The organism is Belliella calami, from assembly GCF_022549695.1.
Lineage (GTDB): Bacteria > Bacteroidota > Bacteroidia > Cytophagales > Cyclobacteriaceae > Belliella > Belliella calami.
In genome coordinates, this window is sequence record NZ_JAKZGS010000012.1 from 1 (window position 1) to 26,161 (window position 26,161).

The 26,161-nt window shown below is 39.6% G+C and carries 20 protein-coding genes; 13 read left to right on the top strand and 7 right to left on the bottom strand.

The genetic code is table 11. The features are described from left to right. The first annotated feature begins 401 nt into the window (after positions 1-401). Together MM236_RS13645 and dnaE are read left to right on the top strand one after the other, a co-directional pair. Positions 402-575 carry a hypothetical protein gene (locus MM236_RS13645; RefSeq protein ID WP_241275545.1) on the top strand — a complete coding sequence of 58 codons (174 nt, stop codon included), beginning with the start codon at positions 402-404 and terminating at the stop codon, positions 573-575. A gap of 475 nt (positions 576-1,050) precedes the next feature. After that, the gene (gene dnaE, locus MM236_RS13650; RefSeq protein WP_241275546.1) at positions 1,051-5,337 is read left to right on the top strand and encodes a DNA polymerase III subunit alpha; all 4,287 of its coding nucleotides are present in this window, start codon (positions 1,051-1,053) and stop codon (positions 5,335-5,337) included. Between the two features lie 1,072 nt (positions 5,338-6,409). Here the strand turns inward: dnaE and MM236_RS13655 are convergent. The 5 genes from MM236_RS13655 to MM236_RS13675 all read right to left on the bottom strand — a co-directional run bounded on the left by MM236_RS13655 (position 6,410) and on the right by MM236_RS13675 (position 11,351). After that, a complete protein-coding gene (locus MM236_RS13655) occupies positions 6,410-6,973 on the bottom strand; it encodes a hypothetical protein (RefSeq protein WP_241275547.1) in 564 nt (187 codons plus the stop codon). A gap of 4 nt (positions 6,974-6,977) precedes the next feature. Then, on the bottom strand, positions 6,978-7,964 hold the full coding sequence (locus tag MM236_RS13660) for a 6-bladed beta-propeller (RefSeq protein ID WP_241275548.1): 987 nt from the start codon (positions 7,962-7,964) through the stop codon (positions 6,978-6,980). Positions 7,965-8,073: 109 nt separating this feature from the next. Further along, positions 8,074-8,271 (bottom strand): hypothetical protein, encoded by a 198-nt coding sequence (locus MM236_RS13665; protein ID WP_241275549.1) that lies wholly within the window; start codon positions 8,269-8,271, stop codon positions 8,074-8,076. Positions 8,272-9,609: 1,338 nt separating this feature from the next. Next, entirely contained in the window at positions 9,610-10,221 is a 612-nt protein-coding gene (locus MM236_RS13670) for an RNA polymerase sigma factor (protein ID WP_241275550.1), read from the bottom strand. Continuing rightward, entirely contained in the window at positions 10,212-11,351 is a 1,140-nt protein-coding gene (locus tag MM236_RS13675; protein ID WP_241275551.1) for a glycosyltransferase, read from the bottom strand. Before MM236_RS13675 ends, MM236_RS13670 begins: the two co-directional genes overlap by 10 nt. Positions 11,352-11,485: 134 nt before the next feature. Here MM236_RS13675 and tgt point away from each other — a divergent pair, with 134 nt between their 5' ends. From tgt to MM236_RS13695, 4 genes are all read left to right on the top strand, one after another. After that, positions 11,486-12,616 carry a tRNA guanosine(34) transglycosylase Tgt gene (gene tgt / locus MM236_RS13680; protein WP_241275552.1) on the top strand — a complete coding sequence of 377 codons (1,131 nt, stop codon included), beginning with the start codon at positions 11,486-11,488 and terminating at the stop codon, positions 12,614-12,616. 4 nt (positions 12,617-12,620) lie between these two features. Beyond that, positions 12,621-13,694, top strand: coding sequence for an LptF/LptG family permease (locus MM236_RS13685; protein ID WP_241275553.1), 1,074 nt, complete (start codon positions 12,621-12,623; stop codon positions 13,692-13,694). 2 nt (positions 13,695-13,696) lie between these two features. Further along, a complete protein-coding gene (locus MM236_RS13690; protein WP_241275554.1) occupies positions 13,697-14,617 on the top strand; it encodes a DMT family transporter in 921 nt (306 codons plus the stop codon). Between the two features lie 392 nt (positions 14,618-15,009). Further along, positions 15,010-15,567: a hypothetical protein gene (locus MM236_RS13695; RefSeq protein WP_241275555.1), complete on the top strand. Its 558-nt coding sequence runs from the start codon at positions 15,010-15,012 to the stop codon at positions 15,565-15,567. Between the two features lie 89 nt (positions 15,568-15,656). Here MM236_RS13695 and MM236_RS13700 read toward each other — a convergent pair whose 3' ends face one another. Together MM236_RS13700 and ispE are read right to left on the bottom strand one after the other, a co-directional pair. Then, the gene (locus tag MM236_RS13700; RefSeq protein WP_241275556.1) at positions 15,657-15,923 is read right to left on the bottom strand and encodes a ribbon-helix-helix domain-containing protein; all 267 of its coding nucleotides are present in this window, start codon (positions 15,921-15,923) and stop codon (positions 15,657-15,659) included. 81 nt (positions 15,924-16,004) lie between these two features. Then, positions 16,005-16,811 (bottom strand): 4-(cytidine 5'-diphospho)-2-C-methyl-D-erythritol kinase, encoded by an 807-nt coding sequence (gene ispE, locus MM236_RS13705; RefSeq protein ID WP_241275557.1) that lies wholly within the window; start codon positions 16,809-16,811, stop codon positions 16,005-16,007. 581 nt (positions 16,812-17,392) lie between these two features. Here ispE and ilvD point away from each other — a divergent pair. Genes ilvD through leuD form a run of 7 tightly spaced genes read left to right on the top strand, consistent with a single transcriptional unit; the run spans position 17,393 to position 25,881 of the window. Beyond that, positions 17,393-19,072, top strand: a complete 1,680-nt coding sequence (gene ilvD, locus MM236_RS13710) for a dihydroxy-acid dehydratase (protein WP_241275558.1) — start codon at positions 17,393-17,395, stop codon at positions 19,070-19,072. Positions 19,073-19,083: 11 nt separating this feature from the next. Beyond that, positions 19,084-20,766, top strand: a complete 1,683-nt coding sequence (gene ilvB / locus MM236_RS13715; RefSeq protein WP_241275559.1) for a biosynthetic-type acetolactate synthase large subunit — start codon at positions 19,084-19,086, stop codon at positions 20,764-20,766. A 14-nt stretch (positions 20,767-20,780) separates the two neighbouring features. Further along, the gene (ilvN, locus tag MM236_RS13720) at positions 20,781-21,293 is read left to right on the top strand and encodes an acetolactate synthase small subunit (RefSeq protein WP_241275560.1); all 513 of its coding nucleotides are present in this window, start codon (positions 20,781-20,783) and stop codon (positions 21,291-21,293) included. Positions 21,294-21,305: 12 nt separating this feature from the next. Next, entirely contained in the window at positions 21,306-22,349 is a 1,044-nt protein-coding gene (ilvC, locus tag MM236_RS13725) for a ketol-acid reductoisomerase (RefSeq protein WP_241275561.1), read from the top strand. A gap of 4 nt (positions 22,350-22,353) precedes the next feature. Continuing rightward, a complete protein-coding gene (locus MM236_RS13730; protein ID WP_241275562.1) occupies positions 22,354-23,865 on the top strand; it encodes a 2-isopropylmalate synthase in 1,512 nt (503 codons plus the stop codon). A gap of 2 nt (positions 23,866-23,867) precedes the next feature. Beyond that, entirely contained in the window at positions 23,868-25,268 is a 1,401-nt protein-coding gene (gene leuC / locus MM236_RS13735; protein ID WP_241275563.1) for a 3-isopropylmalate dehydratase large subunit, read from the top strand. A gap of 19 nt (positions 25,269-25,287) precedes the next feature. Further along, complete coding sequence (gene leuD / locus MM236_RS13740; RefSeq protein ID WP_241275564.1) at positions 25,288-25,881, top strand: 3-isopropylmalate dehydratase small subunit; 594 nt, start codon at positions 25,288-25,290, stop codon at positions 25,879-25,881. Positions 25,882-26,161: the final 280 nt, after the last annotated feature.

Genomic DNA, 26,161 nt, shown 5'->3' on the forward strand with positions numbered 1-26,161 from the left:
TCAAAGCCAGTCACGATAGCATTCGAGACTGGCTTTTTTGCGTTTGGGGGCATTGTCCCACCCATAACAACCCACCTCTTCCCATCCCGATCCGCCGTGGCGGATAAGCCCTGCAGCGCCGATGGTACTGGTACGCCGCGGCGCACGGGAGAGTAGGTCGCCGCCACATTATTCAAAGCCAGTCACGATAGCATTCGAGACTGGCTTTTTTGCGTTTGGGGGCATTGTCCCACCCATAACAACCCACCTCTTCCCATCCCGATCCGCCGTGGCGGATAAGCCCTGCAGCGCCGATGGTACTGGTACGCCGCGGCGCACGGGAGAGTAGAGCCTGTCCCGATTATCTGGATCGCCGCCACATTATTCAAAGCCAGTCACGATAGCATTCGAGACTGGCTTTTTTGCGTTTACACCCCAGAGAGAATTATCCAGACAAGAATGCAGAGGGGCAAAGATTTTCTGTAGAGCAGATGGCTCATGCAGAGACGCAGGAGCGCATAAGGTTTTTTATTGTTGGAAAGTTATGTGATGGGATTGATTTTTTCGGATTGGCCGTAGTGTTGAAGGATGTTTAGACTTAAAAGTATAGCGGAAAGACTTGGAAGTAAACCTTCGAGGTTTCAAAAAAAACCTCGAAGGTTTCTGTAAGGGTGGCATGAGTTACATAAGGTTTTTTATATTTACTAGGGTTTTCAGATTTTCTAACCATTGCTGGGTTACTTTCTGTCGTTTAACTTTTATATTATTATAGGCTTCTTTGCCAGTAATGAAGTGAGAGAAATATTATTTTGCGGATATCTGGATTAGCAATACAAGATACTAGTAGATTTTAGCTTAGTCAATGGGAAGTAAAACCCAATAATCGAAAAACTTTATATGGGAAGTTGCAAAATTGCATACATCCATTTACTATTAAATTAACATTTCTCTATCCCCTAACTTCTTGTCAGTTTCTATTTTTCTACAAATTTTCTCAGACAATTTATGCCAAATATTGCCTCTATCCATAGATGTTTCTTAACTTAGATTCCCCAAATTCAAGGAGTATTTATGTACATTATTTTTGATACCGAGACCACTGGATTACCTAGGAGTTATGACGCTCCCATGTCAGCGGATGACAATTGGCCCCGATTAGTTCAGCTAGCTTGGCAACTTCATGATGCCAAAGGAAAGTTGATTTCCAATAATAATTTCATTGTCAAGCCCGAAGGTTTTACCATTCCTTATAATGCTGAAAAAGTCCATGGAATATCCACAGAGAGGGCATTGAAAGAAGGTCATGACTTGGTCAAAGTATTGGAAATATTCCATAAGGAAGTAGAGAAGGCTCAATACTTGGTTGGGCACAATATCGGTTTTGATATCAATGTAGTTGGATCCGAATTCCTGAGAAAGGATGTTCCAATGCAGCTTCAGAAGATGGAGGATTTGGATACCAAGGATATCTCAACAGAGTTCTGTGCTTTGCCTGGAGGTAGGGGAGGGAAATTCAAATGGCCGACACTTACAGAATTGCACAAAAAACTTTTTGGAGTAGGTTTCGAGGATGCACATGATGCAGCATATGATGTAGCAGCTACAGCCAAATGTTTCTTTGGTCTGATTACCCAAGGAGTTCAACCTCCTGTGACAGGGGTGCAGGTTGCTGAAGTAGTCTATGAGGAACCAAAACTTGATGCAGCAAACTTTGTAGATGCTAAAGATGATCAAAAATCAGCTGCCAAAGACGTACTCCGTGCCGCGGGAAAGGCTGATATTTCAGACATGGTTGGGATGCCATTCTCCCATCTTCATGTGCATACACAATATTCGGTGCTTCAGGCAACTTCTGAAATACCAGCGATGATTTCCCTAGCCAAAGAAATGGGAATGCCTGCAATAGCCATGACAGATCATGGTAACATGATGGCGGCTTTCAACTTTGTAAAAGAGGCACTTGCAAAAGATATTAAACCAGTAATCGGTTGTGAATTCAACCTGACAAAAGATAGGAAAAACAAAAGCCAGAAAGATGATGGGTACCAAACCGTACTTCTTGCTAAAAATAAAGCAGGATATCATAATCTAGCCAAACTGGCATCTTATGCAAACATAGAAGGGTTCTACTATTTGCCTAGAATCGATAGAGATGTTTTGGTAGAATACAAAAGTGATTTGATAGCTACCACTGGTGGGCTTTGGGGTGAGATTCCATTTTTGATCCTGAATGTTGGGGAGACCCAAGCAGAGGAAGCCTTTGTTTGGTGGAAGGAACAGTTTGGTGAGGATTTTTATGTAGAACTAAATAGGCATGGGATTCCCGAAGAGGAAAAAGTCAATGAAGTGTTGCTGAAATTGGCAGAAAAATATGATGTCAAATACTTTGCCGCCAACAACACCTATTACAATCAAAAAGCAGATGCCAAGGCACATGATATTTTACTTTGTGTAAAGGACGGGGAACTGGTAGAAAAGCCAAAAAAATATATTGGCAAGAGAGGAAGAGAGTACAGGTATGGATTTCCAAATGACGAATTTTATATCAAGAGTCCTGAAGAGATGAAAAAGCTCTTTGCGGATCTTCCTGAGGCAATCGCTTGTACCAATGAAATCGTAGAAAAAATCGAGACTTATAAGCTCGCAAGGGAAGTTTTACTTCCAAAGTTTGATATTCCTGAAGAATTCAAAGATCCGCGTGATGAAGAAGATGGACAGAAAAGAGGGGAAAATGACTTCCTTAGACATCTGACTTACGAAGGAGCCAAGCAAAGATATCCAGAGCTGACAGATGAAATCAAAGAAAGGCTGGATTTTGAATTGGCTACGATTGAGAAAACGGGATATCCAGGATACTTCTTGATCGTGCAGGACTTTATCACCGCAGCGAGAAATATGGGGGTTTCTGTTGGGCCTGGCAGGGGGTCTGCAGCAGGTTCAGCGGTTGCTTATTGCACAGGTATTACAAATGTCGATCCGATAGCGTACAACCTCCTTTTTGAGAGATTCCTAAACCCTGACAGGGTTTCTCTTCCAGATATTGATATTGACTTCGATGATGAAGGTCGTCAGAGTGTGATTGACTATGTGATCAAAAAATATGGATCCAAACAAGTAGCCCAAATTATCACCTATGGTACGATGGCAGCCAAATCTGCTATTCGAGATACGGCAAGGGTGTTGAATTTACCGCTTTCTGAAGCGGATAGATTGGCTAAGCTAGTGCCAGATATTAAACTGAAGGCACTTTTTGCATTGTCAAAAGACAGAGCAAAGCTTTCTGACAAGCTCAAAAACAATGGGGAAGATCTTGGCAAAGCAGACGAACTTATCAGAATATCTAAAGGTCAAGATGAATCCTCAAAAACGATCAATCAAGCAACTATGCTTGAAGGGTCAGTAAGAAACCTTGGGATTCACGCTTGTGGTGTTATCATTACTCCAGACGATATTACCAATTTTGTACCAGTTGCATTGGCTAAAGATTCGGACTTGGTATGTACGCAGTTTGATAACTCCGTAGTAGAAAGTGCTGGCCTATTGAAAATGGACTTCTTGGGCTTGAAGACACTAACCCTGATCAAGGATGCGGTGAAGATAGTCAAAGAAAGGCATGGAATCCAACTGGATCCTGACAATTTCCCGATTGATGATGTGAAGACCTATGAGCTTTTTCAACGTGGTGAGACAGTCGGTATATTCCAGTACGAATCTGCAGGAATGCAGAAATACATGCGGGAATTAAAACCTACTGTTTTTGCGGATTTGATTGCCATGAATGCGCTTTATAGACCGGGGCCTTTGGCTTACATTCCATCTTTTATCCAAAGAAAGCATGGGACAGAGCCTATTACCTACGATTTGGATGACATGAAGGAATACCTAGAGGAAACTTATGGTATTACTGTCTATCAGGAACAGGTGATGTTGCTTTCCCAAAAACTCGCTGATTTCACCAAAGGTGAAGCGGATGTATTGAGAAAGGCAATGGGGAAAAAGCAGAAAGATGTCCTTGACAAAATGAAACCAAAGTTTATAGAGCAAGCAGCTGTTAAAGGACATGACGCCAAGAAGCTTGCGAAAATCTGGACTGACTGGGAAGCATTTGCCTCTTACGCTTTCAATAAATCCCACTCGACCTGTTATGCATGGATTGCTTATCAGACAGCTTACCTCAAAGCACATTATCCAGCAGAATATATGGCTTCTGTATTGAGCAACAACATGAACGATATTACCCAAGTGACATTCTTTATGGAAGAATGTCGGAGAATGGGAATTTCTGTATTGGGGCCGGATGTGAATGAATCCAAAAGTGGTTTTACCGTAAATCAAGAAGGTAAAATTCGATTTGGATTGGCGGCTATCAAAGGCTCCGGTTCTGCAGCTGTTCATTCGATCATTGAAGAAAGGGAAAAGTCAGGACCATATCAGAATATTTTTGATTTCACCAAACGGGTAAATTCAAAAGCTGTCAATAAAAAAACTTTGGAATCTCTTGCAATGGCAGGAGGATTTGATTGTTTTCCTGCTCACCATAGAAGGCAGTATTTGGAGTCTGTAGATGGTGATGGAACTGTCTTGGAAAAGGCTGTAAAATATGCCCAAAAAGTACAACAGGAAGCAGACAGCTCTCAAGTTAGTTTGTTTGGAGGAGGAACTGGTATGGAAGTTCCCTTACCGAGCTTTACTCCAATTGAACCTTTCAGTCAATTGCAGCAGCTGAATATTGAGAAGGAAGTTGTCGGTCTGTATATTTCTGGACATCCTTTGGATCAATTCAAAATCGAGATAGAAGCATTTACCAATACACCACTTCCTGATTTTGCAAACATGGATATACTTCGTACTAAAGGAGATATCAAAACAGCAGGGTCTGTGTCAAGTTTTGCGCATAGGACAACCAAGACGGGGAAACCGTTTGGGACATTGTCGCTTGAAGATTATCATGGAGCACATACATTTTTCATCTTTGGGGATGACTATGTGAAGTTCAAAGAGTACTTTATGACGGGTTGGTTTCTCTATATCACTGGATCCGTACATCCGAATAAGTGGAAAGAAAATGAATTTGAATTCAAGATAAACAACATCACCCTCCTAGATCAAATCCGAGGCAAGATGATCAAAGGGCTAAGAGTGAATATTGATTTGGATGATTTGACTTTGGATTTGATGGAAAAATTGGAGAAAATCACCCAGAAGTATTCAGGTGATGCCAAGCTATTTATCAATGTCATAGACAGCAAAGAAAACATCACCCTAGACCTCATGTCCACCAAATTCAAAGTAGATCCATCCAATGAAATGATCCAAGAATTGGGGATGCTACCGGAGGTGGTCTATCAGATTGTGTAATAGGAGTTAAAAGATTGGAGGAGATTAAAATTGAAAAATTGATCAAGGCTTTTTTGGGGCTGTTGTGATGGATAAGAAAATCAGCGCAATCAGCGGGCTTTATTTATTTCCCGCAGATCTCGCAGATTACCGCAGAAGTAGGAGTATGGATTGATCAAGTTCTTTGTTTCCGGTAAAGAATCAGCGTACATCAGCGCAGTCAGCGGGCTATATATTTCTCCCGCAGATCTCGCAGATTACCGCAGAAGTATGAGAGTGGATTGATCAAGTTCTTGATTTTCGGTAAAGAATCAGCGGATATCAGCGTAATCAGCGGGCTTTAATTATCTCCCGCAGATCTCGCAGATTACCGCAGAAGTAGGAGTTTGGATTGATCAAGTTTTTAAATTCCGGTAAAGAATCAGCGTACATCAGCGCAGTCAGCGGGCTATATATTTCTCCCGCAGATCTCGCAGATTCCCGCAGAAGTAGGAGTATGGATTGATCAAGTTCTTAATTTTCGGTAAAGAATTAGCGGATATCAGCGCAATCAGCGGGCTATATATTTCTCCCGCAGATCTCGCAGATTACCGCAGAAGTAGGAGTATGGATTGATCAAGTTCTTTGTTTCCGGTAAAGAATCAGCGGATATCAGCGCAATCAGCGGGCTGTTTATTTTCCCCGCAGATCTCGCAGATTCCCGCAGAAGTAGGAGTTTGGATTGATCAAATTCTTAATTTTCGGTAAAGAATCAGCGTACATCAGCGCAATCAGCGGGCTGTTTATTTTCCCCGCAGATCTCGCAGATTCCCGCAGAAGTAGGAGTTTGGATTGATCAAATTCTTAATTTTCGGTAAAGAATCAGCGTACATCAGCGCAGTCAGCGGGCTATTTATTTCTCCCGCAGATCTCGCAGATTCCCGCAGAAGTAGGAGTTTGGATTAATCAAATTCTTAATTTTCGGTAAAGAATTAGCGGATATCAGCGCAATCAGCGGGCTGTTTATTTTCCCCGCAGATCTCGCAGATTACCGCAGAAGAGGAATGGGTTGGTTTGATGATAAATCCCTAGAAAAAAATCAGTGCAAATCTGCCTAATCAGTGTCCTCTGTGTTCAATCTATCTTTGTATTTTTCAATTAGTTTTGGATCGTAGAGTGGATGGCCAAAGAATTTGATTTTGTTCTTTCCATCTAGAAGAAAGGTACGTAGATTCCTGTCGGCTGTGAGCAAGTCATTGGAGTTTTCGAAAGTATATCCATCATCCCAAAGTATTATGCCCTTTACATCGATAGATGGTTCAAAATGCCTTAAGAAATATATCGAATCGGCAGGTGGGACATTCAAGACATAAATTGTTTGGGCAAGTGTGTTTTCTTCTGTGATTTCCCGGAACAGCATATCGGCTTGGTTAAGGTCATTGATGACACATTTCATACAGACACCATCAACGATGGAGATGATTTTCTTTTTGGGCATGAATTGAGTTAGGATAGAATCAGGATCATAAAGCTTGCCACTTATTAGTAGCTTTAAATTCCTGTTGAATTCCACGGCAGGTCGGTCGATTATGAGATCAGAAGCTTTATCATTTTTTCTGTGGCAAGCAAAAAATATAAAGCCTAGGACTAAAAATAAAACTATTGCTTTGTTGTTCATATTCCTAATCATAATGGAAATAACCTAATGGGATTTCTCTATCTGAGAAAAAGCAGAAAATGCGATTGTTTTCCTCATCTACGGTGAAAGTCATAATTTGATGTTCTGTGTCTAGGGTTTTTAATAATTCTCCTTCTAGGCTAAAGAACAGTAATTTATTTGGCTGAATTCCTTTTGGTCTTTGATTTTTATCTAATAAAAAGCCGTAATCGCCCAAATAAGAAGTTATAATATATTTATCTGTGATTGTCGTTTGACCAAAAAATTTCAATTTTCTATTCTCATTATCAAATTTCTTTTCTCCAATTAGGTTCATTTTAATTTTACCATGATTATCAAAGACACTTAGTATATCATAATTAGTATATGATAGTACCATTATATTATGATGGTATGAATAATCAAAGTAAGCATTTGTTCTTTCTCCGACGAGATTTGGGTGCTCTTCCCCAAACTTTTCAATATTACCAGTTTCCAAATCCCATTTGCCTAAGCTGGTTCTAAACTCCCCTGGTCTAAGTACTTCAACCCAAGACCCATAAGCTAATTGTTCATCTACAAATTTTAGTCTAGATAAAAACTCTCCCTTTCCAAAAGGAAAAGAAACTGAAGGTTTGTATTTGTCATCCAGAAGTAATGAATCTAAATTGAATTGAAACAACTTTAGTTTTGCAAAATCGGGAATCCAAAATCTATCTGAATGGTAGCTTTGAGTAAATTCTCCAATTCTTGTGATTTCACCAGGGCCTTCTCCTAAAAATCCAGTACTACTTATATATTCAAAATTGTTTTTATTATAGATATGTATTGCTTTTTCTGCTGTTGAAAGCATATCCATAACGATTAAATACTCACCTAGAATTGAAAGTCCACCATAAGTGATCAATGGTTCTGTGTCAAAATCCTGAATTTTAGTTGAAATGTTTTCAACTTTATCTATTGTAAATGGTCTATCAAAGGAATCTTGTTCACAAGATATAAATAGAAGCATAGTGAAAATGGAAAAGATTCTCATGTTATCTTTTTGTTTTATATAAAAATATTTGTTGTAAAAAGATTCTCAATTATAGTCAACTAAACTATAATTGAGAATAGCTCTTTTATTGAACCTTTACATCTCCCCAGTCATATTCTTCTAGGCAAGAATGCCATCCATTACACGAACATCCACCACTACCTTGAACACACCCATTCGGGCAATCTGGATTAGTTTGAGCAATGCTGTTGCCGCTCATCATCATCCCACCTGCAATAAAAAGAGCACAGGCTACTAAAGTAATCTTGATTTTTGAAAACATAATATAGTTATTTTGGTTAAAATTATACAGAGCAGACTTTGCTATGCAATCAATACTTTTCAATCAAAAAATAATGATACTTCAATAATATATATATATATATATATATATAAGCTAAATGCAAAATGGTGCGTATTTCTGCGTAAATAAAAAATCCCGCAGATCTCGCAGATTCCCGCAGAAGTAGGAGTGTGGATTGATCAAGTTCTTAATTTCCGGTAAAGAATCAGCGTACATCAGCGTAATCAGCAGGCTATTTATTTCTCCCGCAGATCTCGCAGATTACCGCAGAAATAGGAGTTTGGATTGATCAAATTCTTGATTTTCGGTAAAGAATCAGCGGATATCAGCGTAATCAGCGGGCCTTATTTATTTCCCGCAGATCTCGCAGATTCCCGCAGAAGTAGGAGTTTGGATTGATCAAATTCTTAATTTTCGGTAAAGAATCAGCGGATATCAGCGCAATCAGCGGGCTGTTTATTTTCCCCGCAGATCTCGCAGATTACCGCAGAAGTATGAGAGTGGATTGATCAAGTTCTTGATTTTCGGTAAAGAATCAGCGGATATCAGCGTAATCAGCGGGCTTTATTTATTTCCCGCAGATCTCGCAGATTCCCGCAGAAGTAGGAGTTTGGATTGATCAAATTCTTGATTTTCGGTAAAGAATCAGCGGATATCAGCGCAATCAGCGGGCTGTTTATTTTCCCCGCAGATCTCGCAGATTCCCGCAGAAGTAGGAGTTTGGATTGATCAAATTCTTAATTTTCGGTAAAGAATCAGCGTACATCAGCGCAGTCAGCCGGCTATTTATTTCTCCCGCAGATCTCGCAGATTCCCGCAGAAGTAGGAGTATGGATTGATCAAGTTCCTGATTTCCGGTAAAGAATCAGCGTACATCAGCGTAATCAGCGGGCTATTTATTTCTCCCGCAGATCTCGCAGATTCCCGCAGAAGTAGGAGTTTGGATTGATCAAATTCTTAATTTTCGGTATAGAATCAGCGTACATCAGCGCAGTCAGCCGGCTATTTATTTCTCCCGCAGATCTCGCAGATTCCCGCAAAAGTAGGAGTATGGATTGATCAAGTTCCTGATTTCCGTTAAAGAATCAGCGTACATCAGCGTAATCAGCGGGCTATTTATTTCTCCCGCAGATCTCGCAGATTCCCGCAGAAGAGAAATGGGTTGGTTTAATGACAAATTCTTAGAAATAAATCAGTGCAAATCCGCCCAATCATTGTTATCCGCATTCAATCATTAAAGTCCTAAAAGCCTCAATTCAAGCAAAAAGCTCTAAAACACCTCAACTTTCACTTTTCAACCTTGCAACATTCCAACCCTCATATATGCTTCTCCTTCCCCGAGGCAATCTCAAAAAGCAATTCCCTAGACCTGTGAAGTTGGGCTTTGACAGTACCAAGCGGCTTGTCCAGTTCTTGTGCAATTTCATCGTAGGATAATTCTTGGAAATAGCGGAGCTCAACCAGTTTTCTGTATTTGGCGGGCAACTTATCGACAAATACCCTGACCATTTCGATTCTCTGGGATCTGATGAATTCATCCTGTGGATTGTTGTCATCATCTTCCACATCTATCGTCACAGAGTTTCCTCCGTCATCGCTCAAGGTGGTATTCAAACTCATGGTTTTGAGTTTTTTCTTTCTGATAAAGTCAATGGTATTATTGGTGGCAATTCTGAAAAGCCAAGTACTGAAAGTATAGTCTTTTTTGAACTTGTGAAGGTTTTTGAATGCTTTTGCAAAAGCTTCCATTGTCAAATCTTCGGCATCGTCAGCATCTCTGATCATTTTCAAAATCATAAAATAGACTGCTTTTTTGTAACGCTTCATCAACGTAGCATAAGCTTGCTGATCCTTTTGGTCAACAGCCTGATCTATTAGATCAAAATCTTCTAAAGCTTTATTCGAAAAACCTCTTGTATTTACTTCCATCTAACTTTTTTTGATTGATACCCCAAAGTCCCTACAATCCAAAAATACCCCAGATAAATGACATCGAAAAACGTTGTCCAATACACTTTTGTATTTCCTTCTAATTTTTTTCTTGCCGATGTAAATACCGAAGTGAGCAATATCGACCGGACAATAGTTATACCTATAATTAATGAAAATTGTTCCCAATTTTGGTTAATGCCATGAAATATAGTCAAGGAAATACTGCATACCCAAAATAATAGATGGGAAAATGAGTAAAGTCCAATTTTCAGTTTGTCTTTGCTGCGATAATATTTTCCGGCATGGAAATGCCTCTTTTTTTGCAAAAAGTAATTTTTCCAAGTTGATTTTGGCTTTGATAGTGTATTGCACAATGGATTTATGACCACTGTGGTGTTTTTGCCGTTTGCATATTTGTTGATAAATAGGTCGTCGTCACCACATTCGATTTGCCAAAGATCTTTGAAAGCCTTTTTCTCCATGAAGAAACCTCTTCTATAACAAAGATTTCTTCCCACACCCATAAATGGCGCCCCCCAAAGTGCAAATGAAAAATAAAGCATCCCTGTCCACAATGTTTCAAATTGAATCCATTTGTTTAAAATACCGACGTCCTTTTCATAAGGGGAATAGCCTAAAGCAAATGTTTTGCCTTCCTCTCTAACTGGTGCTGTCATCAAACGAATCCATTGATCGGATTGTGGAACACAGTCTGCGTCGGTCAGCAAAAGCACATCATTTTTCGCTACTTTGATACCAAGTGTGAGTGCGTATTTCTTTGAGGTGACATGATCGGGGGTGTATTTGATCGTTACTGTTCGGAGTTGGGGGTAGATTGCCATCATTTTTTCCAACAAAACCCTAGTCCCATCAAAAGATCTGTCATTGATGATCATGACATCATAGTTTGGATAATCTTGGCTGCAAAGAATTGGGATAAGTTTTTTGAGGTTGGCTTTTTCATTGTGAGCAGCAACTACAATGGTCACACCTTCCATGTTGCCATTGTTTTTTCCTGAATTTTTGTTTTTGTTGGAGTAGGAAAGCCTTCCAAAAATAAAAAGTATGTAGATCAATTGCACACCTAGGGCAACCAAAAACATTATCCACAAAATATCATTGATCATTCTTATGCATTTAACTGGCAAATATAAAAGCAAATTCAGCATTCATTTAAGAATAAGCTTATATTTTTGTGCTTGAATTTATGAAGAAGTGCCAAAGGCCGTAATATAAAGGTCTTGGTGCTTGAGAAAAGGATATGAAATTTACATTAGAACATACAGACCCTCAGAGTAAAGCAAGGGCAGGAGTACTCAAGACTGATCATGGAGATATAGAAACTCCTATTTTTATGCCTGTAGGGACAGCGGGCTCAGTCAAAGCAGTTCATCAGCGTGAACTGACTTACGATATCAAAGCCCAGATTATTTTGGGGAATACTTATCATCTTTATTTGAGGCCGGGACTAGGTGTATTGGAAAAAGCTGGAGGATTACATAAATTCAATGGCTGGGAAAAACCAATCCTGACAGACAGTGGTGGTTATCAGGTGTTCTCTTTGGCAGGCACGAGGAAAATCACCGAGGAAGGTGTGGTTTTCAAATCACATATCGATGGTTCCAAGCACATTTTTTCTCCGGAAGGAGTGATGGATATTCAGAGAAGCATCGGAGCAGATATCATTATGGCATTTGATGAGTGTACTCCATATCCTTGTGAGTTTGAATATGCGAGGAAATCAATGGAGATGACCCATCGATGGCTGAAGCGTTGTATTGATAGATTTGATAGTACTGAAGGGAAATATGGCTATAGACAAACTTTGTTTCCGATCGTACAAGGCTCTGTTTACAAAGATTTGAGGAAGCAATCTGCGGAATTTATTGCTTCTTGTGACAGGGAAGGAAATGCTATTGGAGGATTGTCTGTAGGTGAACCTGCTGAAATGATGTATGAAATGACCGAAATGGTCACTGATATTCTCCCTAAAGACAAACCAAGATACTTGATGGGAGTTGGTACTCCAGCCAATATTTTGGAGTGTATTGCGTTGGGAGTGGATATGTTTGACTGTGTGATGCCTACCAGAAATGCAAGAAATGGAATGCTGTTCACATCTGAGGGAATCATCAATATCAGGAACGAAAAGTGGAAAGAAGATTTCAGTTCTATAGACCCTGCGATCAATTCTTACGTAAGTAGTTTTTATTCCAAGGCTTATTTGAGACATTTGACAATATCAAAAGAAATCCTAGCTGCCCAGATCGCCAGTATTCACAATTTGGCCTTCTATCTATGGCTGGTAGGTCAGGCGAGAGAAAAAATCAAATCAGGTGAATTCTCCACTTGGAAAGATCAAATGGTCAAAAAAGTCAGTACTAGATTGTAAGCACATGAAATTATTGGATAAACTCATCATCAAGGATTTTCTCAAAACCTACTTTTTTGTGGTTTTGATGCTGATCCTTATTGTGCTTGTTCTGGATTTTACAGAAAAAAATGATGCATTTATCCGAAACGAAGTGCCTGTATCGGAAATTTTGAAGTATATGGCCAATTATGGCCTATATCTCAATAATTTACTTACTCCCATTACAGTATTTATCTCAGTAATTTTTATTACTTCCAAGATGGCAGGGAGAACAGAAATCGTTGCCATTTTGAGTTCAGGAACGAGTTTCGTCCGCATGCTTGTGCCGTTTTTTACCGGAGCAGCATTGATCGGAGCAGCTTCATTTCTGTTGAATGGATGGGTTTTGCCTGTTGCGACGGCTGGAGTTACTGAGTTTAAGACAAGATATTTGGAAGATACTAAATTCTACAATGAAACAAACATCCATATCAAAGTAGCTCCTGATGTTTATGCTTATATTTCGAGGTATTACCCTTCGGGAAATATGGGTTATAGCTTCACTTTGGAGCAAATTAGGGATGGGGAATTGGTTGCCAAATTATCAGCAGACCGAATAGTTTGGGATACTGCCATCAATTCTTGGACGATGAAAAACTGGAACTTGAGGGTTTTGAACGATATGGGGGAAGATTTTACAAAAGGAGATAACCTCGATACCTTACTTTCCATTACCCCTGATGATTTTGATTTGCCTTCCAATCATCATGAGACTTTGAAATTGCCAGAATTGACACGTCAAATCCAAGTATTGGAAGATAGGGGAGCTGACAATGTGAATTATTATAAGATTGAAAGATATGTTAGATACATGTCTCCATTTGCGGCAGTTATTTTGACATTTATAGGGGTCATCGTTTCATCTAAGAAGACCAGGGGAGGTTCTGGATTTCAGATTGCCTTGGGTTTCATGCTGGCCTTCGTCTATATTATTTTGTTTTTATTGTCTCGGACTTTTGCAGAAGCTGGTACCACATATCCTATATTTGCGATATGGCTGCCCAACTTGGTATTTGCCATCACAGGATTGGTGTTGTATAAAACAGTGCCAAGATAAATATGCTTCAAAACACTACAGTCAAAGATTACCTAATGCTCCATTTCATCGTGTTGATTTGGGGATTTACAGCTATTTTGGGATTATTGATCAGTATTCCATCAGTAGAGATTGTTTTCTACAGGACGCTTATGGCAAGCGGTTTTTTGGGTTTGGTGTTTTTGGTGAAAAAGCAAAAAGTCAGACTTACAAACCAAGAACTTTTGAAAGTTATCGGTACAGGTTTTTTGATTTCCATCCATTGGATTTTATTTTTTTGGGCGGCGAGGGTTTCCACAGCTTCTGTTTGTCTTGCAGGCATGGCTACGACATCTCTTTGGACGGCTTTCATTGAGCCAATGGTCAATAAATCCAAAGTTAAGTGGTTTGAGATTTTGCTTGGGATGATGGTGATTTCAGGCCTTTACGTAGTTTTTAGCTTTGAAGGTGGCTATTGGCTGGGTTTGACCATGGCAGTAGCTTCAGCGTTGATTGCAGCAATTTTCACAGTGATCAATGGGAGGTTGATCAAGAGGCACTCTCCTTATGTATTGACCTTTTATGAAATGTTTGGAGCCTGTATTTTTTCGGTTTTGTTTATGCCATTTTATGCAGCATTTTTTACAGAAGGAGTGGGTTTACAACTGATGCCAAATGGTTGGGATTGGTTTTGGTTGTTTCTCTTGGGTGGTGTTTGTACTGTTTACGCTTTTTCCGTTTCGGTAGAGCTGATGCGTAGGTTAACAGCCTTTGCGATCAACCTAACGGTAAATCTAGAGCCCGTTTACGGTATCGTATTGGCGGTATTGATTTTTGGTGAAAAGGAACAGATGACTCCAGGTTTTTATTTGGGGACATTGATCATTTTGATCTCAGTTTTGCTCTATCCCGTGTTCAATTATTTCAACAGGAGAAGGCAAGCTAAGAGGGTTTTGGGGGTTTGAGATCATTGTTCTTAAAACTGAGTAGTACGCCGGAAACGCTTAACCTCTGCTAAGAAATTGTGTGTGGGGATATAGTGCAAAATTTGGCTATAATTCCATTTTTATTTTTTTTTTTCAGATTCCAATTTTTGAAATAATTTCCTTAGAGTACATAGTATATTTACTCTGCCCTTCGGTAGCTTTATTTTAAATTATCAATAGTGAGAAAATTTTAGCTCTTTTTTTTGTAATATGATAAAAAAAACATTGATTTAAATTAATTGAAGAAAATTGATTGAATTTTTACCGTGAAAAACATTTTTTTTTGATATTCAGAAAAAATTGAGAAATAATTGTTGTTTTTTTTATTATTCAAAACAATTTATGTTTGCTGAAATTTAAACAAAAAACATATGAAAATCAATTTAGCAATCATTGGTTTGTTTTTTCTTATCATTCCACAGAATCTTTTTTCTCAGGATCAGAAGTCAAATAAGTTTCAGGTACATGTTAACTATCTTAATATAGAAAACAAAATAAGAGGAGGTGCTAATTCGGGTATTGGAATAGGAACAGAATATCATTTTCCAATAGTCAAAAGTATTGGTTTGGATGGAATTGGAGGGATAGGTTATGAAAGGCTCCTTAATTGTTCACTTTGCCAATCTGAATGGTTTGTGAATGGATATTGGGCTGGAATAGGTCTTTCCAAAAAATTTCAGATAAAAGATAAACATAAGTTTATGACTCAGGTAAGATATAGGTATGTTGGATTTGAAAGAAATGAAGCTGAATTGTTGGAAATGGATGGTACTTTTGTGAGATGGCAAGAAGCAAAAAAGCCACAAGACATGTTAGGCTTTAGATTTAGTTATTTTTTGCCTGTCAAGGTTCCAGTAATTTTGTCCTATACATTCGAAAATGGATCGTTTCATAGAATGAATTCATTTTCTTTAGGATATCAGTTTTAGAATTGTTAGTCGGTCACCTTTTGAAAAATCGGTGACCGATTTTTTTGGAGATATTTTTACTTTTTTTAATTCATTCCAAGTTTAGAAATTTAAATATTTTTTTCCAATAATATTTTGGTTTGCGATTCTTCTATCTGCTTGAAATATTCCGCCATCCCTTCTTCTGCTAAATTGACCATGTCCTTGTCTTCTTTGGCTTGACTATATGATTTTACATATGCAGCTCTTTTGAGATGCTCAAGGTATAATCTTAAGGCTTTTTCAATTAGCTTGTTTTTAGGAATCTCTAATTTCTTGGCATGCTCGTCGAGCATTTCCAATAAGTCATTTGGAAGTGAGCTAGTAAAAGTTGCCATATTTTTACATTTGAAGTAATAATACAAATTATATTTATAAAATGTAAATATGGATTTGTCAAAAATTATTCATGAACTTTACTACATCTCTCCCTCAAACACAAAATAACCTTCTTTCCAAACCCCTTTTTCTACTTTCTCATCAAACAATCCAAACACTGTCGACCCTGACCCTGACATGGCAGCGTAGAAAGCACCCATTTCATAAAGTTTACTTTTGATAGCTGCAATCTCTGGGTATTTGGGGAAGATGCTTGCCTCAAAATCATTGATCAATTCATCCTTCCACCTCGATCGGTCGGCAAGGACTTCAGATAGGTTAACTTTCGGTGCTTTTGGGATTACACCGGCATAAGCTTCTTGGGTTCCGATATGGATATTTGGGTTGATTAGTAGAAGGTGTTTGCCTTTCAGGTCGATATTCACTGGCTCAAGAACTTCTCCTCTTCCTGTAGCGATCTTTGGCGTATTTTCTACGAAAAAAGCACAATCACTACCCAATTGCGCAGCATAATCTTCCAAAAACCAATCTTCAAGCAACAAATCAAAAAGATTGTTCATCAAGCTCAATGCAAAAGCAGCATCTGCTGAACCACCCCCCAAACCTGCACCCATAGGGATGTTTTTGTGAAGATGAATGCTCACATGCGGCAATTCATTGAAGTCTTTGCGCAGGAGTTTGAATGCTTTGAGTATGAGGTTGTCTTTGTCTGAACCAGGGATAGGCAAACCCGTACTTGTGAAAGTGGTTTTCTTGTCTAAGATCATTTCCAACGCATCGTACAAAGGAATGGGGACCATGCAAGTCTCTACCTCGTGATAGCCATCTTTTCTTTTGGCTGTGATGTGTAAGCCAAGATTTATTTTTGCATTTGGGAAACTGATCATGCCCCGAATTTATAAATTATGTGACGAGATAAATAATTCACCAAGCAAATCTTTCAAAACCATTTGTTTTTCAATAGTTTATTGTTTTTTATTGTGATTTGTGGAAATACAAAAACTTTGCGTATTCATTACTGTATCTTATCGATAAGGATTTTTTATTTATAAAAAAATCAAAAAAAATAACTTTTTGTTAACACTTAGCGAATCCGTGATTTTGTTTTGAAATTTTAAATAAATTTTAAAAAAAAAATATATAATTCTGATTATAAACAAAAAAAAGCATGATAATTTTTTCAAAAAGTTTAATGACGGTATTTAAAATTTAAATGTGAGATAAAAAAAGAATTAAAATATTGTAAGTATGGAAATTGAGGTTTAATATTGTATCACGAAATCGAAACAAAAAATATTAACCATAACCACATGTTTAAATCAGTCAGCCTTATTGGAATTATTATTCTCATCATTGGAAAACAATGAGGCGCTGGACTATATAAATTAAACAACCATATAATTCTAGGTGCCTCATCCAAGTGAGGCACTTTTTTTTATACAAGCTTATTAAATAAACCTATTGAACCATGAGTTTGAAGAAATACAGTTGGGAAATCAGCCAAAATGAAGAGCATCCGGCCGGCAAGGCCATGTTGTATGCCACAGGCTTGACTGATAAGAAAATGAACCAACCCTTCGTGGGTGTTGCCAGTTGCGGCTATGAAAGCAACCCTTGCAACATGCACCTCAACGACTTCGCCGGTCTGATCAAAGCATCTTCCCAAGAGCATGATCTGACCGGTTTAGTATTTAATACCATTGGTATTTCGGATGGTACGACGATGGGTACTTTGGGTATGCGCTATTCCCTTGTATCTAGGGAGATCATCGCCGATTCTATAGAATCTTTTATCATCGGTCATTCCTTTGATGGCTGTATCTCTGTCGCAGGTTGTGACAAAAATATGCCAGGAGCACTGATGGGGATGATCAGGACAAACAGACCCTCAATCCTCGTCTATGGAGGAACAATAGCCTCGGGTAATTACAAAGGTGAAAAACTTAACATCGTATCTGCATTCGAAGCTTTTGGCAAGCGTGTCAATGGAAATATTTCTGATGAAGACTATGATGGTGTGATCCGAAATTCATGCCCTGGAAAAGGCGCTTGCGGAGGAATGTACACAGCAAATACCATGTCTTCTGCCATCGAGGCAATGGGCATGTCTTTGCCTTATTCCGCATCATATCCTGCTAATTCCCCCGAGAAATTGAGGGAGTGTAGAGAGGTCAATAAATTCATGAAAATCCTTCTTGAAAAAGACATCAAGCCAAGTGATATCATTACCAAAAAGAGTTTGGAGAATGCTGTCACTGTGATCATAGCACTTGGAGGAAGCACCAACGCTGTGATGCATATCATTGCGATTGCGAGGACTGCCGGTATTGATTTTACCATTGAAGATTTTAAGGCGATCAACGCAAAAACTCCGATGATAGGAGACTTCAAGCCTTCAGGTAAATTTATGATGGAAGACCTTCACGAGCAGGGTGGACTTCCTGCATTTATGAAGTACATGTTGCAAAATGGGTTTTTACATGGCGATTGCCTTACAGTAACTGGTAAAACTTTAGCTGAAAATCTTGAGAATGTGGATGCGATTGTTCCTTCTATGGTCAATGTAATCCATCCTTTAGAACAACCTATCAAGGCTACGGGACACCTTTGTATCTTAGATGGAAATCTTGCCCCCGATGGAGCAGTTGCCAAAATCACAGGAAAAGAAGGGAGTTCATTTACAGGGCCTGCAAGGGTTTTTGACTCAGAGCAAGAGGCAAATGACGCTATTCGTGACCATAAAGTACAGAAAGGAGAAGTGCTTGTGATTCGAAATATTGGCCCAAAAGGTGGTCCAGGCATGCCTGAGATGCTTAAGCCTACATCAATGATCATTGGTGCTGGCTTGGGTTCTGATGTGGCATTGATTACTGATGGCAGATTCTCGGGTGGTACTCATGGCTTTGTGGTAGGACATGTCACTCCGGAAGCATTTCTTGGGGGACCGATCGGATTGCTGAAAGATGGTGATATGGTCACTATTGATGCAGACAAACTGAAATTGACTTGTGAAGTCAGTGAAGAGGAGTTTTCTGAGAGGAGAAAGGCTTGGAAAAAGAAAGACATTAAGGGCCTACAAGGTACTTTGAAAAAATATAATTTATTGGTTTCCACAGCCTCTGAAGGATGTGTGACTGACAAACAATAAAACCCAACACCATGATAAGAGGAGCAGATATCGTAGTGAGATCATTGATAGCCGAAAATGCCAAGCATATTTTTGGGTATCCAGGAGGGGCGATTATGCCTGTGTATGATGCGCTTTATGATTATAGTGATCAGATTAGGCATGTTTTGACACGACATGAGCAAGGGGCAATCCATGCCGCTCAAGGATATGCACGTGTCTCTGGACAAGTCGGTGTGGCCTTGGCAACTTCAGGCCCTGGTGCTACCAATTTGATAACAGGCCTTGCTGATGCCATGATTGACAGTACACCTTTGGTCTGTATTACAGGTCAAGTTGCTGCACATTTGCTGGGTACTGATGCTTTTCAAGAAACGGATGTGGTCGGAATTTCAATGCCTGTGACAAAGTGGAATATTCAGGTCAGAAGAGCCGAAGATATTGCTCCAGCTATCGCAAAAGGCTTTCATATCGCAAGATCTGGTCGTCCAGGACCAGTTTTGATTGATATCACAAAAAATGCCCAGACTGATTCTGGAGAGTTCAATTACGTGCCTTGCTTAAGTATCAGATCCTACAGGCCATATTTTGAAGTGAAGAAAGATGAGGTGCAAAAAGCAGCTGAATTGATCAATGCTGCAAAAAGACCTTATGTATTGTATGGACAAGGTGTTGTCATTGGAAAAGCAGAGTCAGAGTTAAAAGCATTTTTGGACAAAACAGGAATTCCTGCAGCATGTACTTTATTGGGTTCAGGAGCTCTTTCGGAAGAGCATCCTTCATACGTTGGTAAACTTGGTATGCATGGAAACTATGCTCCAAATATGCTGACCAATCAATGTGATGTGCTGATAGCTATCGGAATGCGCTTTGATGACCGTGTTACTGGTGATCTCAAGCGCTATGCGAAGCAAGCAAAGGTGGTCCACTTGGAACTTGATCCAGCAGAGATCAATAAAAATGTATTTGCTGACGCACCTGTTTTGGGAGATTGTAAGCAAAGCTTAAGTATGCTAAATCAGGCAGTGAATCCAAATAGCCATGAGGATTGGATGTCAAAATTCAAAGAACTGGAGTTGCTAGAAAGAGAATCTGTAATCGCCAATGACCTGTCACCGACGAAAGTAGGGTTGACAATGGGTGAGGTGATCAGATTTATCAATCAATATAAAGCTGACGATGCTATTTTGGTAACGGATGTTGGACAGCATCAGATGATCGCATGGAGGTATTTTGATTACAAAACTTCCAAAACACAAGTAACTTCCGGTGGACTGGGTACTATGGGATTTGCCCTTCCAGCAGCATTGGGAGCGCAAATGTACGATTATAGCCGTCAGGTGATCTGTGTGGTCGGTGACGGAGGAATCCAAATGACAATCCAAGAGCTAGGTACTATCATGCAGACCAAAGCTCCTGTGAAAGTAGTGTTATTGAATAATAACTTCCTTGGGATGGTAAGACAATGGCAGCAGATGTTCTTTGATAGAAGGTATTCATTCACAGAACTGGACAATCCTGATTTTATCAAACTAGCGGAAGCATACAGCATCAAAGCTACAAAGGTGTCTGAGAGAGAGGGTTTAAGTGAAGCAGTAGCAGATATGCTGATGCATGATGGACCATATTTCTTGGAAGTTGTGGTAGAAAAAGAGGACAATGTATTCCCGATGATCGCTACGGGTTGTTCGGTAGAAGAGGTAAGACTAAGCTAAATCGAAGAGAATTTATGAACCGTTATACCATACTTATTTATACAGAGAATTTTATCGGTATCCTCAATAGGATCACGATCATTTTCACAAGAAGAGGCATCAATATTGATGCGCTCACAGCTTCCGAAAGCCGCTTGGACGGGATCCACAAGATCACCATCGAGTGTACTGTGACAGAAGAGCAGATTATCCAATTGGTAAAGCAAATAGAAAAAATCACAGATGTGATCAAAGCTTATTACTTCATGGATAGTGAGGTTGTCTATCAAGAAATTGCACTTTACAAGCTTCCAATTGACAGCTTGGATGCAAGTCTTGAAAAAGTAATCAGACAATATAATGCCCACATCATTGCAGCAGAGAAGGAATTTGTTGTGGTGGAATTTACAGGGCATAAAGAAGATACTCAGGCATTGTTGGAGACACTCAAGCCTTATAGCCTTCTTGAGTTTTCTAGGTCAGGCCGTGTAGCTATTGCCAAACCTAGATTTTCCGTATCAGAATATTTAAATAATCAAACCTTATAAAAACCAATAACTATGAAACTGAAATTTGGATCAGTAGAAGAAAATGTAGTAACCAGAGAGGAATTTCCACTGGAGAAAGCTAGAGAAGTATTGAAGGATGAAGTGATCGCCGTATTGGGTTACGGAGTACAAGGTCCTGGTCAAGCATTGAACTTGAAGGACAATGGCTTCAATGTAATCGTTGGTCAGAGAAAAGATTCCAAGACTTGGGACAAAGCAGTTGCTGACGGCTGGGTTCCTGGAGAGACACTTTTCGAATTGGAAGAAGCTTGTGAAAAAGGTACAATTCTTCAATTCTTACTTTCTGATGCAGGACAAATAGCGCTTTGGCCTACAGTGAAAAAACACCTTACTCCTGGAAAAGCATTGTATTTTTCTCATGGTTTCGGTGTGACTTACAAAGAAAAAACAGGTATCGTTCCCCCAGCTGATGTTGATGTGATTTTGGTTGCACCTAAAGGTTCTGGGACATCTTTGAGAAGAATGTTTGTAGAAGGTAGAGGATTGAACTCTTCTTATGCCATCTTCCAAGACGGAACAGGTAGAGCAAAAGATAGAGTTGTAGCACTTGGAATCGGTGTAGGATCAGGTTACTTATTCGAGACTGATTTTTATAGAGAGGTTACATCTGATTTGACAGGTGAAAGAGGAACTTTGATGGGGGCTATTCAAGGAATCTTTGCTGCTCAGTATGAAGTGTTGAGAGCGAATGGTCACACTCCTTCTGAGGCTTTCAATGAGACTGTTGAAGAATTGACACAAAGTCTGATGCCATTGGTGGCAGAGAATGGAATGGATTGGATGTATGCCAACTGTTCTACTACTGCCCAAAGAGGTGCTTTGGACTGGTGGAAGCCTTTCAGAGATGCAACTAAGCCGGTATTTGAAGAGCTTTATGATTCTGTGAAAACAGGTAAAGAAGCACAAAAATCAATTGATTCAAATAGCAAATCTGACTATAGAGTAAAATTAGAAGCTGAATTGAAAGAATTGAGAGATTCTGAAATGTGGCAAGCTGGCGCAACCGTCAGAAAATTAAGACCCGAAAATAACTGATATTATGAGTGAAAAGCTATGGATATTCGATACCACCCTTCGTGATGGGGAACAGGTACCGGGTTGTCAATTGAACACCCGAGAAAAGATCGTGGTCGCTAAGGCATTAGAAGAACTGGGAGTAGATGTGATTGAAGCTGGGTTTCCAATATCCAGTCCAGGTGACTTCAATTCAGTTGTTGAAATTTCCAAAGCTGTATCAAATCCCATTATCTGCGCCCTTTCCAGAGCTGTGGAAAAGGATATTGATGTAGCTGCTGACGCGCTGAAATATGCAAAAAAAGGAAGGATTCACACCGGCATCGGTGTGTCTCCTTTTCATATACAATACAAACTCAGATCTACTCCTGATGAAATCATTGAGCGGGCTGTAAGGGCGGTGAAATACGCCAAGCGTTATGTAGAAGATGTGGAATTTTATGCAGAAGATGCAGGTCGTGCCGAAAAAGATTTTTTAGCCAGAATATTGGAACAAGTCATCAAAGCCGGTGCAACTGTAGTCAATATTCCAGATACCACAGGTTATTGTCTTCCAGAGCAATACGGATCAATCATCAGGCATCTAAAAGAAAATGTTTCCAACATTGACAAAGCAATCATTGCTACTCATTGTCACAATGATCTTGGTATGGCGACAGCCAACACTATTTCTGGTGTTCAGAATGGAGCAAGACAAGTGGAGGTTACGATCAATGGGATAGGCGAAAGAGCTGGAAACACTTCCATGGAAGAAGTAGTCATGGCAATCAAATGTCACCATGATATCCCAATCCACACAAGCATTGTCACTCCGAAGATTTACGAGACCAGCAGGTTGATATCTAAGTTGATGAATATGCCTGTTCAGCCAAACAAGGCCATTGTAGGAAGAAATGCCTTTGCACATTCATCAGGAATCCATCAAGATGGAGTGTTGAAGCACAGAGAGAATTATGAAATCATCGATCCTAAAGATGTTGGGGTTCATGAATCATCGATAGTATTGACAGCAAGAAGTGGAAGGGCAGCATTGAAGCACCATTTGGATGCTTTGGGTGTAGTTTTGGAAGGTGAAGCTCTGAAAGAAGTTTATGAAGAATTTTTGGTGATGGCAGATTCCAAAAGGGATATCACACCAAAAGACCTACTTTCATTGGTAGGGAAATATATGGACGAGTCTTCCTTTATCGAATTGGATAAAGTGAGTTACGAGTCAAATGGAGAAATCAAATCAACCGTTTCCCTAAAAATCGGTGATAAAATTGAAGTGGCATCTTCTGCAGGAAATGGTCCAGTAGATGCAGTGCTAAAAGCTATTGAGAAAATCGTAAAGCCTGATATTGAGCTTGAGGAATTTCTCATCCAAGCTATTACGGCAGGAAGTGATGATGTAGCTAAAGTTCACATGAGAATCATGCAAGGAAAAATACCTTATTATGGTTTTTCTTCCAATACTGATATCGTATTGGCTTCAGCACAGGCATTTGTAGATGCCTTGAATAAAATACCCGTCAAAAATAAAGTGACAGTAGCCTAATTATGGAAAAGAAAACATTATTTGATAAAATTTGGGATGCACATGTGGTCAAATCTGTCCCATCAGGACCGGATGTATTCTTCATTGATAAGCATTTTATCCATGAAGTAACCAGCCCTGTTGCGTTTTTGAATTTGGAAAAACGTGGTGTAGGTGTCCTTCATCCGCAGAGGACAGTAGGTACTCCAGATCACAATGTGCCAACGGTGGATCAAGATAAGACCATCAAAGACAAGCTTTCAAGAATGCAAGTAGAAAAGCTTCGTGAAAACTGCAAGAAGCATGGGATCGAATTGCATGACTTGGGTTCTGCCCACCATGGGATTGTCCATGTGATAGGTCCAGAGCTTGGGATTACCCAGCCAGGAATGACCATCGTTTGTGGGGATAGCCATACTTCTACCCATGGGGCTTTTGGTGCCATCGCATTTGGTATTGGTACATCAGAAGTTGAAATGGTATTGGCTACGCAATGTATCATGCAGAGCAAGGCAAAGAAAATGCGCATCACTGTCGATGGTGAGTTGAGTGCTGGTGTCACTTCTAAAGATATCATTCTATATATCATCGCTAAAATCTCTGCGGCAGGCGCTACAGGTTACTTTGTGGAATATGCTGGCTCGGCAATCGAAAGCCTTAGCATGGAAGCAAGGATGACCATCTGCAACATGAGTATAGAAATGGGTGCCAGAGGAGGCTTAATAGCTCCTGACGAAACTACTTTTGATTACCTAAAAGGAAAACAATATTCTCCAAAAGGGGAAGAATGGGATAAAGCAGTGGCTTATTGGAAGTCTTTGAAAACTGACGATGGAGCTGTTTTCGATAAAGAATATCATTTTGATGCAGCGGATATTGAGCCAATGATTACTTATGGTACCAATCCAGGTATGGGTATCAAAGTCAAAGGAAATATCCCAAGTACCGAAGGTATGGAAGGTAGCAACAAGACTTCCTACTTGAAGTCATTGGATTACATGGGATTTGCTCCAGGTGAAGCGATCCAAGGAAAGAAAGTGGATTTTGTCTTTGTAGGAAGCTGTACCAATGGCCGAATCGAAGATATCAGATCTGTTGCCAATTATGTAAAGGGTAAGAAAAAGGCGGATAACATTACCGCTTGGATCGTTCCGGGATCTAGGGAAGTAGAGAAAATGGCTCACGAAGAAGGCTTGGTGAAAATCTTGGAAGAAGCAGGATTTGAGTTGAGACAACCGGGTTGTTCTGCTTGTTTGGCGATGAATGATGATAAGATTCCTTCAGGGAAATACGCTGTCTCCACTTCAAACAGAAACTTTGAAGGAAGGCAAGGGCCTGGAGCCAGAACTATGCTCGCCAGTCCATTGACTGTAGCAGCAGTAGCTGTCAAAGGTGAAATATGTGACCCTAGAGAGATCTTTTAATTCTTAAAAAAAGGAAAAAATGGCTTACGATAAATTTAATGTGTTGACTTCAACAGTTGTCCCGCTTCCTACCGAAAATGTGGATACAGATCAAATCATCCCTGCAAGGTTCTTGAAAGCAACTGAGCGGGAAGGTTTCGGTGACAATCTTTTCAGAGACTGGAGATATGACGTAGAAGGCAACCCAAAAAAGGATTTTGTACTCAATGACTCTACTTACGCTGGGAAAATACTCCTAGCAGGCAGAAACTTTGGTTCTGGCTCGAGTAGGGAGCATGCCGTTTGGGCACTGTATGACTATGGATTCAGATGTGTGGTATCTAGCTTCTTTGCTGATATCTTCAAAAACAACTGTCTGAACATCGGAGTACTTCCAGTGACTATCAGCCCAGAGTTTGCAGACGTATTGTTTGCGGCAATTGAAGCTGATCCGAGTACAGAAGTAGAAGTGGATATTGATACACAAAAGATCACTTTGCTCAGTACAGGTCAATCAGAATCTTTTGATATCAATGCCTACAAAAAAGAGAACATGAAAAATGGCTTTGATGATATAGATTATCTTTTGAACCTAAAAGGGGAAATAGAAGAATTTGAGAAAGGAAGAGCTTAGAAAGGATGAAGGCTGAGGGATGAAGTAAGAAAGATGGAAGATTGAATAACCAAAACATAGGTTATCAATGGAGGAAGGGAAAAGAACAAAGAGGTGAATCGAAATCTTTTATCTTATCTCGATATGATATTTAGATTAGAAAAAAAAACAACCCCGAAGGGGTTAAACTATGATTAACCCCGGGTTGCAACCCGGGGATTAAGATGATTTCATCGGACAACAACCCCGAAGTGGGTTGAATTTGAAATGCTTGTAAATAGAAAAAAATAACATCAATCAA

What these genes read in the sequence shown, in the direction of transcription:
- dnaE (WP_241275546.1), top strand. Translation starts at nt 1,051, where the DNA reads ATGTACATTATTTTTGATACCGAGACCACTGGATTACCTAGGAGTTAT.
- MM236_RS13655 (WP_241275547.1), bottom strand. Translation starts at nt 6,973, where the DNA reads ATGAACAACAAAGCAATAGTTTTATTTTTAGTCCTAGGCTTTATATTT.
- MM236_RS13660 (WP_241275548.1), bottom strand. Translation starts at nt 7,964, where the DNA reads ATGCTTCTATTTATATCTTGTGAACAAGATTCCTTTGATAGACCATTT.
- MM236_RS13665 (WP_241275549.1), bottom strand. Translation starts at nt 8,271, where the DNA reads ATGTTTTCAAAAATCAAGATTACTTTAGTAGCCTGTGCTCTTTTTATT.
- MM236_RS13670 (WP_241275550.1), bottom strand. Translation starts at nt 10,221, where the DNA reads ATGGAAGTAAATACAAGAGGTTTTTCGAATAAAGCTTTAGAAGATTTT.
- MM236_RS13675 (WP_241275551.1), bottom strand. Translation starts at nt 11,351, where the DNA reads ATGATCAATGATATTTTGTGGATAATGTTTTTGGTTGCCCTAGGTGTG.
- tgt (WP_241275552.1), top strand. Translation starts at nt 11,486, where the DNA reads ATGAAATTTACATTAGAACATACAGACCCTCAGAGTAAAGCAAGGGCA.
- MM236_RS13685 (WP_241275553.1), top strand. Translation starts at nt 12,621, where the DNA reads ATGAAATTATTGGATAAACTCATCATCAAGGATTTTCTCAAAACCTAC.
- MM236_RS13690 (WP_241275554.1), top strand. Translation starts at nt 13,697, where the DNA reads ATGCTTCAAAACACTACAGTCAAAGATTACCTAATGCTCCATTTCATC.
- MM236_RS13695 (WP_241275555.1), top strand. Translation starts at nt 15,010, where the DNA reads ATGAAAATCAATTTAGCAATCATTGGTTTGTTTTTTCTTATCATTCCA.
- MM236_RS13700 (WP_241275556.1), bottom strand. Translation starts at nt 15,923, where the DNA reads ATGGCAACTTTTACTAGCTCACTTCCAAATGACTTATTGGAAATGCTC.
- ispE (WP_241275557.1), bottom strand. Translation starts at nt 16,811, where the DNA reads ATGATCAGTTTCCCAAATGCAAAAATAAATCTTGGCTTACACATCACA.
- ilvD (WP_241275558.1), top strand. Translation starts at nt 17,393, where the DNA reads ATGAGTTTGAAGAAATACAGTTGGGAAATCAGCCAAAATGAAGAGCAT.
- ilvB (WP_241275559.1), top strand. Translation starts at nt 19,084, where the DNA reads ATGATAAGAGGAGCAGATATCGTAGTGAGATCATTGATAGCCGAAAAT.
- ilvN (WP_241275560.1), top strand. Translation starts at nt 20,781, where the DNA reads ATGAACCGTTATACCATACTTATTTATACAGAGAATTTTATCGGTATC.
- ilvC (WP_241275561.1), top strand. Translation starts at nt 21,306, where the DNA reads ATGAAACTGAAATTTGGATCAGTAGAAGAAAATGTAGTAACCAGAGAG.
- MM236_RS13730 (WP_241275562.1), top strand. Translation starts at nt 22,354, where the DNA reads ATGAGTGAAAAGCTATGGATATTCGATACCACCCTTCGTGATGGGGAA.
- leuC (WP_241275563.1), top strand. Translation starts at nt 23,868, where the DNA reads ATGGAAAAGAAAACATTATTTGATAAAATTTGGGATGCACATGTGGTC.
- leuD (WP_241275564.1), top strand. Translation starts at nt 25,288, where the DNA reads ATGGCTTACGATAAATTTAATGTGTTGACTTCAACAGTTGTCCCGCTT.